The sequence below is a fragment of the uncultured Parasphingopyxis sp. genome (assembly GCF_937129435.1).
GTDB lineage: Bacteria > Pseudomonadota > Alphaproteobacteria > Sphingomonadales > Sphingomonadaceae > Parasphingopyxis.
Genome location: NZ_CAKZNF010000066.1, coordinates 21,135 through 33,586 on the forward strand (window position 1 = coordinate 21,135; position 12,452 = coordinate 33,586).

General features: G+C 61.7%; 9 protein-coding genes. 6 read left to right on the forward strand and 3 right to left on the reverse strand.

All coding sequences use genetic code 11. The features are described from left to right. Window positions 1–175 precede the first annotated feature (175 nt). Window positions 176–2,683, reverse strand: coding sequence for a DNA ligase D (ligD, locus tag Q0139_RS11240; protein ID WP_298021741.1), 2,508 nt, complete (start codon window positions 2,681–2,683; stop codon window positions 176–178). A 3-nt stretch (window positions 2,684–2,686) separates the two neighbouring features. Beyond that, window positions 2,687–3,523, reverse strand: a complete 837-nt coding sequence (locus Q0139_RS11245) for a Ku protein (protein ID WP_298021744.1) — start codon at window positions 3,521–3,523, stop codon at window positions 2,687–2,689. Window positions 3,524–3,644: 121 nt separating this feature from the next. On the opposite strand from Q0139_RS11245, the gene Q0139_RS11250 reads away from it, so the two are divergent. Genes Q0139_RS11250 through Q0139_RS11260 form a run of 3 tightly spaced genes read left to right on the forward strand, consistent with a single transcriptional unit; the run spans window position 3,645 to window position 7,326 of the window. Next, complete coding sequence (locus tag Q0139_RS11250; protein ID WP_298021747.1) at window positions 3,645–4,151, forward strand: 2Fe-2S iron-sulfur cluster-binding protein; 507 nt, start codon at window positions 3,645–3,647, stop codon at window positions 4,149–4,151. Beyond that, complete coding sequence (locus tag Q0139_RS11255; RefSeq protein ID WP_298021750.1) at window positions 4,148–5,128, forward strand: xanthine dehydrogenase family protein subunit M; 981 nt, start codon at window positions 4,148–4,150, stop codon at window positions 5,126–5,128. The genes Q0139_RS11250 and Q0139_RS11255 overlap by 4 nt, the downstream gene beginning before the upstream one ends. Beyond that, window positions 5,125–7,326, forward strand: a complete 2,202-nt coding sequence (locus tag Q0139_RS11260) for a xanthine dehydrogenase family protein molybdopterin-binding subunit (protein ID WP_298021753.1) — start codon at window positions 5,125–5,127, stop codon at window positions 7,324–7,326. Before Q0139_RS11255 ends, Q0139_RS11260 begins: the two co-directional genes overlap by 4 nt. A gap of 330 nt (window positions 7,327–7,656) precedes the next feature. Here Q0139_RS11260 and Q0139_RS11265 read toward each other — a convergent pair whose 3' ends face one another. Then, the gene (locus Q0139_RS11265; RefSeq protein ID WP_298021756.1) at window positions 7,657–9,147 is read right to left on the reverse strand and encodes an oligosaccharide flippase family protein; all 1,491 of its coding nucleotides are present in this window, start codon (window positions 9,145–9,147) and stop codon (window positions 7,657–7,659) included. A 130-nt stretch (window positions 9,148–9,277) separates the two neighbouring features. On the opposite strand from Q0139_RS11265, the gene Q0139_RS11270 reads away from it, so the two are divergent. From Q0139_RS11270 to Q0139_RS11280, 3 genes are all read left to right on the forward strand, one after another. Beyond that, window positions 9,278–9,952, forward strand: coding sequence for a hypothetical protein (locus Q0139_RS11270; protein ID WP_298021759.1), 675 nt, complete (start codon window positions 9,278–9,280; stop codon window positions 9,950–9,952). Between the two features lie 129 nt (window positions 9,953–10,081). Beyond that, window positions 10,082–10,996 (forward strand): GNAT family N-acetyltransferase, encoded by a 915-nt coding sequence (locus Q0139_RS11275; RefSeq protein WP_298021762.1) that lies wholly within the window; start codon window positions 10,082–10,084, stop codon window positions 10,994–10,996. Window positions 10,997–11,006: 10 nt separating this feature from the next. Then, complete coding sequence (locus Q0139_RS11280) at window positions 11,007–12,266, forward strand: ATP-grasp domain-containing protein (RefSeq protein ID WP_298021765.1); 1,260 nt, start codon at window positions 11,007–11,009, stop codon at window positions 12,264–12,266. Window positions 12,267–12,452: the final 186 nt, after the last annotated feature.

A 12,452-nucleotide genomic window follows, 5' to 3' on the forward strand; every position in this document is an offset into this window, starting at 1 on the left:
CGCAATATTGCAGCCTGACCGCTTCCCGGTCGGCCGCTGCAGCCCCTCAGGTTCCGCTCATGGGTGGAGAGCAGACAACTGCAGATTGCGACCTGAATTGTATGTCTACCGAAATTTGGGATGCAATTTTGGGCGAAGCGCCGATCAGCGGAAGGCTCCCTCGTAGACAAAGACTTCAGACATTGGGCAATCGCTGCGGTCCAATTCCCCAACGCCTCAAATCTGGTGTTTGGGCGCGGTCGAGTAGCGTGTTCGCGTCGGCGATTGAGAAGCCTCGTGCATTCTCAAGGCTTTCCAGCTCTTCCCATGTCACCGGCGCGGCGACAGGCGCGCCTTCGCGGGCGCGGGCGGAATAGGGCATGACCGAGGTCGAGCCGCGCTGGTTGCGCAGCCAGTCGATGAAGATCTTGCCCTTGCGCTTGGCCTTGGACATCGTCGCGGTAAAGCGGTCGGGCTCCTGCGCCGCGAGTGCGCGCGCGAAGCGGCTGGCGAAATCCTTGACCGTGTCCCAATCCGCTTCCGGCTCGAGCGGCACGACGACATGGACGCCCTTGCCGCCCGAGAGCATCGCGAAGCTGACGAGACCGATCTCGGACAGCGTATCGCGGATATCGGCCGCCGCCTTCTTCACATCGCCGAAGTCGAGCCCTTCGTCGGGATCGAGGTCGAAGACGAGCCGGTCGGGCTGTTCCAGCGCCTGCCGCCGCGATCCCCAGCCGTGGAATTCGATCGAGCCCATCTGCACGCAGGCGATAATGCCGGCGATGCTGTCGACATAGAGATAGTCCTCGGTGCCGCCGTCCTTCTCCTTGATCGGGACCTGGTGGACATGTTCGCCGAAGCTGCCGGAGTCGTGCTTCTGGAAGAAGCATTTCTTGGCGCGCCCCTGCGGACAGCGGACGAGGCTGACGGGCCGGTCGGCGAGCGATTGCAGCATCAGCGGGCCGACTGCTTCGTAATAGCCCGCGAGATCGCCCTTGGTCGCCTTGGCGTCGGGGAAGATCACGCGGTCGGGATGGGTGATTGTCACGCCCGATGCGGCGGCGGCTTTGGGCACGGACTTGCTTTCCTCCGGCGTCACTTCTCCGGCCTCCTTGTCGCTGCGCAGGCCGATGAAGCTCGCATGGCGCAGGCGATCATCGGCGGTCAATTCGGCGAAGGCGATCTCGGCGACGAGCTTGGGCGTCACCCAATGCGCCTTGCGCGATTCCGCCTTGGGCACGTCAAGCGGCGGCGTCTTGCGCTCGATCCGCTTCAGCTTGGCCGAGACGTCGTCCATCGTGTCGGCGTCAAAACCGGTGCCCGCCTTGCCGCGATAGACGAGTTCGCCGTCGATATGCTGGGCGAGGAGCAGCGACGCGAATGGACGCCCCTTGGCGCTCGATTCGCTCCAGCCGACGATCACGAATTCCTGCCGCCGCGTGCATTTGATCTTGAGCCAGTCCTTGCTGCGCTTGCCGCGATAGCGAGCGTCGGCGCGCTTGGCGATGATCCCTTCCTGGCCGGCATCGCACATCGCCGCGTACAGCTTCTCGCCGGCACCGATCAGGTGATCGGAGAAGCGGACGGCGCCTTCGTCGCTGTTATCGCCGATCAGCCCGGCGAGGCGCTCCTTGCGCTCGATCAGCGGGAGCTGTGCCACGTCTTCGCCGTCAATCTCGAGCAGGTCGAAGGCGAACAGCGTTAGCTCGCCATCGCCTGATTTCAGTCGCTTCTGCAGGGCGGAGAAACCGGGATTGCCATGGGCATCGAGCGCGACGATCTCGCCATCGATCAAGGCGCCCGGCAATTCGAGCGCCGCCACGGCCTTTGCAACGCCACCGAATTTGTCAGTCCAGTCGAGGCCGGATCGCGTATAGATTTTGATCTTGTCGCCCGCTGCGGCGATCAGCGCGCGATAGCCGTCATATTTGATTTCGTGCAGCCAGTCGTTCCCGCCGGGCACGTCGTCGACAAGCGTCGCGAGCTGCGGTGTGCGGAATTTGGGCAGTATTGCCCTGCCCGGCGATTTGCGTCTGGGCCACCCCGCTTTCTTCGCCGCGCTGTCCGCCTGCTTCATCGCCTTTTCGAAGGCAGCGCCCTTCTTGCCTTCGAGCGAGGTTTCGCCGGCCTCGTCATCGGCGATCTCGGCCATCGACCGGCCCGTCTTGATGCTGGTCAGTTCGCGCGCGACGAGATCGTCGCTGGCGCCCGCATATTGGTCCTCGAGCTTGCGCAGCAGCCAGTTTTCGCGCTTCTCGCCAGGCTTTTTGCGCATCCGCACGAGCAGCCATTCACCCTTCATCCGTTCACCGTCGAGAATGAAGTGAAGATGGCCGTCCTCGATATCCTTTGCGCTCTTGCCCTCGACCGGTGCCCATCGCCCCGTATCCCAGAGCATCACCGTCCCGCCGCCATATTCGCCCTTGGGGATCGTACCCTCGAAATCGCCATAGCTCATCGGATGGTCTTCGGTCCGCACGGCAAGTCGCTTGTCGTCGGGGTCGAGGCTCGGCCCCTTGGTGACCGCCCAGCTTTTGAGCACCCCATCGGCCTCGAGCCGGAAATCGTAGTGCAGCCGTGTCGCGTCATGTTTCTGCACGATGAAGCGATTGCCCTCGCCCTTGGCGATCTTCCCCGCGGGTTCGGCTGTCTTCGCGAAGTCGCGCTTCCGGTTGTATTCGGCGAGCGGATCGGCGGCCATCGATCAGGCGCTCTTCTTCTTGCGTGAGCGCGCGGCTTTCGTCTTGCTGCCCTTTTCACTACCGACGGATTTCTTGAGCGCCGCCATCAGATCGATGACATTGCCTTTCTCGCCGCCGGTCTCCTCGTCGTCGTCCTCGATCACCGTCTTGCCCTTGGCCTCGCGTTTCTTCTCGATCAGGCGTTTGAGGGCGTCGACATAGCGGTCCTCGAACTCGCCCGCATCGAACGGCGCGGTCTTCTTCTCGATCAGCGTTTCGGCGAGGTCGAGCAGCTCGTCATCGGGCTCGATGTCGTCGATCTCATCGAAGAAGCTCTCGCCTTCGCGCACCTCTTCGGCGTAGCGCAGCGTTTCGAGCAGCAATCCCTTGCCGCAGGGGCGCAGGCTGACGACATATTCGCGGCCGCGGAGCGCCAGCTGCCCGAGCCCCACCATCTTCGTCTTGCGCAGGGCATCGCGCAGCACGACGAACGCTTCTTCGGCCAAATCGTCGGCGGGGGCGACATAATAGGGCTTGTCGTAATAGAGCGGGCTGATTTCGTGCGCTTCGACGAATTGCGTCAGTTCGAGCGTCTTCTTGCTCTCCAGCTTGACCGCATCGATCTCCTCGGGTTCGAGCAGGACGTAATTGCCCTTCTCGATCTCATAGCCCTTCATGATGTCATCGGTGTCGACCGGGCCTACGCCGGGCGCGATCTTTTCGTATTTGATCGGTTTCCCCGAAGGCTCGTGAATCTGTCGGAACGAGATTTTCGCGCCGCTCTTCGTGGCGGTGTAGATCTCGACGGGGATCGAGACGAGCGCGAGGCGAATCTGACCCTTCCAATATGCGTGCGGCATGTGCGGCCTCTGTTTCTGGCGGTTATCGAGTCGAACCGCTCAGCAAGCCGACGGTTCCGCCCCGAAAAGGCAGCGCGAGGAACATCCTCGGCCCATGCGCGTCTTTCGATTGGAGGCGCACATGGAAACACGGCTATCGATCAACGGCGACACGCACATGCTGGACGCCGATCCGCGCACGACGTTGCTCGATGCGTTACGCAACCATCTCGGCCTGACCGGCAGCAAGAAGGGCTGCGACCATGGCCAATGCGGCGCCTGCACCGTGTTGATCGACGGCCGCCGGATCAACAGCTGCCTGACGCTCGCCTGCATGCATGACGGGCAGGAGATCACCACGATCGAGGGACTGGGCGAACCGGGCAACCTCTCTCCGCTGCAGGCGGCGTTCGTCAGGCATGACGGATATCAGTGCGGCTATTGCACGCCGGGCCAGATCTGTTCGGCAACGGCGATGCTCAAGGAAGCCGAGCAGGGCTGGCCAAGCTATGTCAGCGATGACCTTGACGGGGCGCCTGCGCTTGACGGGGAGGAAATCTCCGAACGGATGAGCGGCAATCTGTGCCGCTGCGGCGCTTACTCGAATATCGTCGATGCCATAACGCAGGTGGTGGGAGAAAGGGCATGAAACCCTTCGACTATCGCCGCGCCGAAAGTCCCTCCGATGCCACCGATGCCGGTGCGCGGATCATCGCCGGGGGCACCAACCTGCTCGACCTGATGAAACTGGAGATCGAGCGGCCCGATACGTTGATCGACATCAACCGGCTCGACCTCAAGGCGATCGAGGAAACCGAGGAGGGCGGGCTGCGCATCGGCGCGCTCGTCACCAACAGCGACTGCGCCGCCGATCCGCGGATCCGGCGCGACTATGGCGTCCTGGCGCGCGCCATTCTTGCCGGAGCAAGCGGGCAGCTCAGAAACAAGGCAACGACCGGCGGCAATCTCTGTCAGCGCACCCGCTGCGGCTATTTCTACGATACGGCGATGCCGTGCAACAAGCGCGACCCCGGCAGCGGATGCCAGGCGAAGGACGGCTTCAACCGCATCCATGCTGTGCTTGGTGCCAGCGAGGCGTGCATCGCGACCTATCCCGGCGACATGGCCGTGGCGATGACGGCGCTCGACGCGACGGTCGAGATCGAGAGCAAGGGCGGCGAAACGCGAATCGTTCCCGTCGCAGACTTCCATCGCCTTCCCGGCGATACGCCCGAGCGCGACAATGTGCTCGACCCCGGGGACCTGATCACGGCCGTTACCCTGCCTCCGCCGCCCGGCGGCGTCCATCTGTACCGCAAGGTCCGCGATCGGGCCTCCTATGCCTTTGCGCTCGTGTCCGTGGCGGCGGTTGTGACGATAGCGGACGGCCGGTTCGAACGCGTCGCGCTGGCCTTTGGCGGTCTCGCGCACAAGCCTTGGCGCGACCCCCGCGTGGAGGAACTGCTCACTGGTGAGGAGCCCGGCCCGGCGCTGTTCGACGAGGCGGCGGAGATGTTGCTCGCGGACGCCGAGGGACACGGCCACAATGATTTCAAAATACCGCTTGCCTGGCGTACGCTGCGCGCCGTGCTGACCGAAGCGAGCGAGCGCGGAGACACGGCATGACCAACAGCCTGACCATGGACACGCCGGCCGAGCGCCGCCGTCTCGACGAAATGCATCAGGGGCTCGTCGGCGAACCGCTTGACCGACCCGATGGCCCGCTCAAGGTTTCGGGACGCGCCACCTATGCGCATGAATGGAATCTGGAAGACACCGCCTATGGTGTGCTCGTTCGCGCGACGATTGCGAAAGGCAAGGCCGCGATCGCCAATCGCGCCGAGATCGAGGCCATGGACGGCGTGCTGACCGTCCTCACCGACAATCGCTTCCTTCGCAACCCCGCCCAGGGAACGGCGGGAGAGGCGCCCGTGCAATCCGGCCTCGATGTCGAATATTTCGGCCAGCCCGTCGCGCTCGTGGTGGCCGAGACCTTCGAACAGGCGCGCCATGCCGCGCAGGCCGTGATTTTCGATGGCGAGGCAGAAGCCGATGTGCCGTTCGATCCCGAAGCGGTCGATCCCGAAGAGCAGGAGGACGAAACAGTCGACCAGGGCGATCTCGACGCGGCGATGCGAGAGGCCGCGCACAGCATCGACGCCGTCTATCGCACCGCCGGGCACGCTGCCGCCGCTATGGAGCCGCATTGCTCGATCGCAAGCTGGGACGGCGACGAACTGACGCTGCGCGGCTCGTATCAGATGCTCAAATACAATGTCGCCGAACTGGCCGATGCGCTGGGCATCGACGAGGACAAGGTCCGCATTCTCTCGCCCTTTGTCGGCGGCGGCTTTGGCTCGAAACTCGGCATCTCCCCTGAAGCGGTGAGCGCCGCCATCGCGGCGAAGGCGCTCGGCCGGCCGGTGGTCGTCAATATGGCGCGGCAACAGGTTTTCGATGCGATCCTTCGCCGCTCCGAAACGCGCCAGCATGTGCGTTTGGCCGCCGATGAAGACGGCAGACTTACGGGTATTGGCCACGAAGCGCTCGTTTCGAACGCCCCCGGCGAGGAATTCGCCGAGCCGGTGACGCAGTCCACCCACTTCCTTTATGCGGGCGAAAGCCGGAAGCTGGGCCTGTCGATCGCCCGTATCCATCGTACGCCGGCCGGATCGGTCCGCGCGCCCGGCGAGGCGGTTGGGATGCCCGTGCTCGAATGCGCGATGGACGAACTGGCCGAAGCCGCCGCCATTGATCCCGTCGAACTGCGCAAGCGCAATATCCCGGAGCGCCATCCCGAAGAGGACATCCCGTTTTCGTCGCGGAAATATGTCGAGGCGCTCGACGAGGGCGCACGCCGCTTCGGCTGGGATAAGCGCAATCGGCATCCCGGCGGGCTGGTCGAGGGAGAGTGGCTGATCGGCCATGGCATGGCCGGCGCCTCTCGCGTCAACATGCTCAACGCGGCCGAGGCCCGCGTGACACTTTCGGCCGACGGGCATGCGACGGTCGAGACCGACATGACCGATATCGGCACGGGCACATACGCTATCCTCTCGCAGGTCGCGGGAGAGATGCTCGGCCTGCCGATCGACAAAGTCGAGACGAAGCTCGGCGACAGCAGCTTCCCCAAGGGGCCGGGGTCGGGCGGGTCATGGGGCGCGTCGTCTTCGGGGTCCGCCGTCTTCCTCGCCTGCGAGGAAATCCGCAAGGCAATCTGCGAAAGGCTGGACTGCGAAGAATCCGATCTGACGCTGAAGGACGGGACGGCAACTGCGGGGAACCGTTCCCTCCCGCTTGCGGATCTGCTCGGCGGCGACGATCTGGTCGGCGAGGGCAAGATCGAGCCGGGCAAGACGGGCGAGGAATGCGCCCAGGCCACCTATGGCGCCTATTTCTGCGAGGTGGCCGTCAACCGCTACACCGGCGAAACGCGCGTGCGGCGGATGACCGGCGTGTTCGGCGCCGGGCGCATTCTCAACCGGAAGACGGCGACATCGCAATGCCTGGGCGGCATTACATGGGGCATCGGCATGGCGCTCACCGAAGAACTGGTCCACGACCCGCGCGACGGCCATATCGTCAACCGCGATCTCGCCGAATATCACGTGCCGGTAAATCTCGACGTCCCGCAGATCGATATCGTCCTACTCGACGAGCGCGACGACGCGGCCTCGCCGATCCAGGCGAAGGGCATCGGCGAATTAGGCCTGTGCGGTGCGGCCGGCGCCGTCGCGAACGCGATCTACAACGCGACCGGAATTCGGGTGCGGAATTTTCCGATCACGCTCGACAAGCTGATTGGCGAACTGCCGGGTAGCTAAAGAGATGGCTGCCATCTCCAAGCTACTTCTTTTTCAGACACACCTGACGAAGGGAATGACTACACAAGGCATCGTCAGCCCCTGACCCGATGTCCGCAATTAGGGTCGTTAGCCGACCGGCCGGTGTAGGTTTGCGATCCGAAATAGCAGCCTGACCGATTTTCGGCTGGCCACCAAACGGGCTCAGGTTCCGCTCATGGGTGGAAAGCAATCTCATGTGCTATCGACAAGACATGTGATTTCTCGCAGACGAGCCGACGGCCCAAAATCCATGTCGAGAGAAGTTTGCCGGTTTTGCCCGGAACGTGGAGAAATGTCGTCTGCAAAGGGCTAGGCTCGTATACGGGACCAACCGGCGGCCAGGATGGCGTTGGCGTTTGCCTCTGCACCGTCTGGCCGACCGCCAATGATCCAGAGCGCGCAAACTGAAACAAGATAGCTGACCGCCCCAAGCGCAACATTGCTGGTGAGACTCACGATCGACGGGCCGGCTCCGGAGAATGTTCCGGTGACAACCAAATACATGATCATTGCAGCCAAAAACGGCCGTCCCGCCGCAAGCAACAATTTGGCCGCACCGATTTCCTCTTCCCGCGCCAGAATGCAAAGCGCAACGAACAATACTGCCCCCATCGCCAGAAGGACGGCGGCAGCCATATCGAGCGGCGATCCCCCCGAGCTTACGATGACGCCGATCGCAATTGTCGCGATGGCCGCAGAGCCAATGGCAAGCAGCGCCGCCAACTTGGCCTTGCCGCTCGCTTGCAGGCTGGAGACGACGAGCTTGAACACGGCGTAAAATGCTGCGGCCGGAGCGATGAATTCGAGGAACGGGGCAGCCTTCGCCCATTGCGCGCCCAACAGAACGGCAACAGCGTCTTCGGACGTCGCGGCCAGACCGACGCCGAGCGGCGCCGCAATGAGGGCATAGGCGCCAAGCATCGATTGGAGACGGGCGGGAGCGTCACCGAGCCTCATTCCGGTCTTGGCGGTAGTTACAAACGTCACCCGGTTCAGGGCCGTCGCGATCTCCTGGGTGAAAATCGACGAAAGGTCTTTCGAGACGGAGTAAAATCCGACGATATCGAGCGAGCCTATTCGTCCGACGACGAAGCGCTCGATTTCGGTCTGTACCGTTTGCGCTGCGGAAGCGAGGAACATCCAGACCGACACACCGAGCATCTCGGCGCGGCGTGCAAGCGAGAAACGTGGCCGGAACGGATGGAACACGTATGATGCCCCGCAGTACAACACGCCCTGCAGCACCGCACCGAGCACCAATGCCCAATGGTTCCGCAAGATCAGGGCGGCGGCAATGGTTGCGAAAAACGTGATCAGCCGAACCGACAATCGCATTTTCAGGTCGCGGCCGAATTCGAGATTCCGCTCGAAGTCGATCGTTCCGATATTGGCCAAGCCGTAAAACAGGAAACGGGTCGCAAGGATGGCAATGACCCATATGAGCGCCGGTTCGTCGTATATCCAAGCGACGACGGGCCCTAGCGCCACCACGATGACCGCGAGACATGCGAGAACGAGGAGTTGGATGGTCCAGACCGTATCGTAATAGCTCCGATCCGGGTCCTTCTTCCTGAGCAAGGCCTGCCGCAATCCAAGCGCGGAAAACACATCCACAATGGCAAGCGTGGCCATGGCGAGCGCAACAATGCCGAAATCGGCTGGTGTGAGAGTCCGCGCGAGCACGAAAACCGAAACCAGTCCGATCAAACGCATCGACCAGGCGATCGCGACAGCCAGCGCCGCACTGCGATAGACGCGGCCTTCAGCTGCCGTTCTCATATTTTCGTCTGGATCGGTCAATCTCGTCGATTCCGCTTGCACCCGCTCGAAAGGCACACAGCCTTAGCCAAAAATCCCAAATACTTCGTAAGGATAACGTAGAGTTAGGATTGTCGCGTTAAGGGGACTGCGGGCCACGGAGATTGTCGGCATGAGATATATCAACTGGGCGTTTTTCGCCGTTTTGGTCGTATATTCAGGGGTGCTGCTGGTCGTAGAGGCGAACACCTCGCAGGATTTCGTCCGCCACTATTTCAGCGACATAGAAGGTCCGCGACCCTTTTTTGCGGTCAACACGACGCTAAGCACCTTCCTGCTGACAGGGGCGGCGATGTTGCTCGTATTCGTCGTATTCTCGGGCAAGAACGACATCTCGTCCCGCGCCAAATGGTTTTTCTCGTCCCAAGCCCTCATATTGTCTTTCCTCGCGTTTGACGATCGGTTCCAACTCCACGAAGCGCTGGCCTACCGTATTGGAATTGCGGATCATTTCGTCATGGCAAGTTGGGCTGTCGCCGAGGTCGGCCTCGTGATCGCTTTCGCGAAACTGGCAGACATTACGGTTCGAGCGGCAATCCTCGTCGCCCTAGGAGGGGTCTTCTTTGCGGTCATGATGGTTTTCGACGCTGTGGTCGCGCACGACATGACGATGCGATTGTCGATCGAAGACCTTGCCAAGAGTTGGGCCGCCGCCCTTTTCTTCGCAGCATCCTGGCATCTCGCACGATTTCATCTCGGCTTGGAAGTGCATGCTCGGTCACTAGCGACTTGGCTGGCCGAATACCGGAATCGCTCGATTAACAAACCTTTAAACGTAAAGCGCTAAGCCTTTGGTTTTGGCAAGGGGCCTGAGGCTGAACCGAAATCCATGGCAGGAAGTCACCAGATATTCCGCACGCTGGAACGCGCGACGCTCGATGCCGGGGCAGCGCTGAGCCGCGTTTCCCAACCTTGGATGTTCGACCGGGCGGATTGGTTCGAACTGGCCGCCAAACACACGCCCGAGGGGAAACCGCTAATCATTAAGGCGCGAGACGGCGGGTCGGCGTGTTGGCTTTTTCTCAACCAGAACGACCATTCTGCGCACGCATTGAGCAACTGGTATTGTCTGCGTTACGGGATCGTGACGGAGGGGCCGGAACCGCCCTATGGACAGTTGGTGGACGGGCTGCGAGCTGCGGGAGTCAGCCATATTCGGCTCGCGCCGACGGCAATGGAAGATGGTTTTGTTTCCGCGCTTCACAGGCGGGGATGGCTGACAAAGCGCGAACCGATCAATGTGTCCTGGCGGATCGATACGAGCGAGATGAGCTTCGATGAATATTGGGCGGCACGCCCGTCGCGGCTTCGCAATACCGCCAAGCGAAAAGCAAAATCAGCCAAGCTGGACTTCGCGATAGGCCAGAGCATCGATGCGACGAACTGGGCGCATGTTTGCGAGGTTTTCGAAAACAGCTGGAAAAAGCCCGATGGCACACCCGCGCTCACCTACGACCTGTTCAACAGGGCAGCTGAGGCCAGGACCTTGCGTATTGGCCTCGCCTTCCATGAGGGACAAGCGGTTGCCGCGCAGCTTTGGACGATCGAGGGAGGCGTGGCGATCATTCACCTCTTATCGTATCGCGAGGACGCCAAGAAGCTCGGAGCCGGCACGGTTTTGAGCTATCAAATGTTCAAACATGCGATCGATGAAGAGCGTGTGCGACTGATCGACTTCGGTCTCGGCGATCACGCCTATAAGCGTGAGTGGATGGAATATTGCGTTCCGCTCTATTGCCTGACGGCCTATCACATCTTCAGCTTCTCGGGGCTCATTTCGATTGTGAAGATGGTAGGGCGAAAACTCTCCAATTTGCGAAGCCGGGCATAAAGGCCGCCAGATGGCCATCGCCACTGCCGATCCGATTGTTACGCGAACGATCGATGGTCGAGAATCCTGCGCGAGAGACACACGGTGCGACAAGGCTTTGGTCATCGGCGATGATATCGGCGTCTTCCTTTCCGTCGCGCGCTCGCTCGGCCGCGCCGGTGTTGACGTCGACGTGGCAACTTGCGGAGAGAACTATCCGGGGCTCAGCTCCCGATATGTGCAAAATGTCCGCATCTTACCGCCATATCTCACTCAGCCCTCGAATTGGCTTGCGGCACTGCAGGCACTCACCGAACGAGAGGAATATCGCCTGATTATTCCGACCAGCGACAGCAGCCTCGGACTGTTGGCACTGGCCGCCGAAACGATCGGACGTGACAAGCTGGCTATTCCCAATGACCAGGCCCTGGCTGCCTTTACGAGCAAATCGCGAACGCGGGCCCTGGCTGCTTCCTTGGCTGTGAAGATCGCACAAGGCAGAAATTGTGTCGCGAGTTCGGAAGCCTTCGAGCTGTTTGCCGATGGTCCGTTTCCCCAGGTTCTCAAACCCAGCCAACCCTACGTGACGGGCGGTCGTGACGCGAAGACCAGCGCGAGCATCGTCCATACGCCTGAACAGCTTTCGACGGCGATGAAAAAGTTTGAGGGCCGCGAGATCGTCGTGGAGAATTTCTTTGCCGGCGAGGGCGTAGGGGTTTCCGTTCTTGCCAAACGGGGCGAGGTTCGGCGCGCATGGCAGCATCGAAGGCTGGCCGCTGCGGGCGAGGCTGGACGCAGTTCGCGGCGGATCGGAGAATCGCCCGATCCGGTATTACTTCGAGACGTATACGCGCTTTCACGGGCGACCGATCTGACCGGCGTGGCCATGTTCGAGTTCCGCCAGGACCCTGCGACGCGCGATCATATCCTCTTGGAGGTGAACCCCCGCTTTTGGGGATCGCTCGCGCTTGCCGTCTCGAGTGACGCCGACTTTCCGGCCCTGCTCTGGCAAATGCTGACCGGGGGCTCTGTGGGAAAAGCAGAAGAGGTTCCCGTTCAAAGCATTCCCATGATAAGTTTGAGCGCCGACCTGGACCGGCTGTCGGATGGCTCGCCAGGCCTCGTCAACAGCATTCGCAGAAGCGTTGATGTGATTGCGCTGCTTGCTCGCGCAAAACTGTCGCCCTCTCGATTTGATGGTTGGGCGAAAGACGACCCCCGCCCGCATTGGGCCGAAGTTGGCCAGGTTGCAGCGCGGCTTAGACAAGCCGCCATGCGGCGCTTGTTCTAACCGGGCGTTGGCCAATGCATCGGCCGATTCCGGGAAGCGATCGCTTGCCTAATCGCTTACTCTTGCAGAATCCGCAATTGGGTCGTTTGCGGAAGCGCAGTTTTCCCACCCACGGGGCCGGAACCGGACAGTCCGTTACCAGCCAAACCCCGCCGGACATGTTTGCACCGACGGTATTGTCCACTC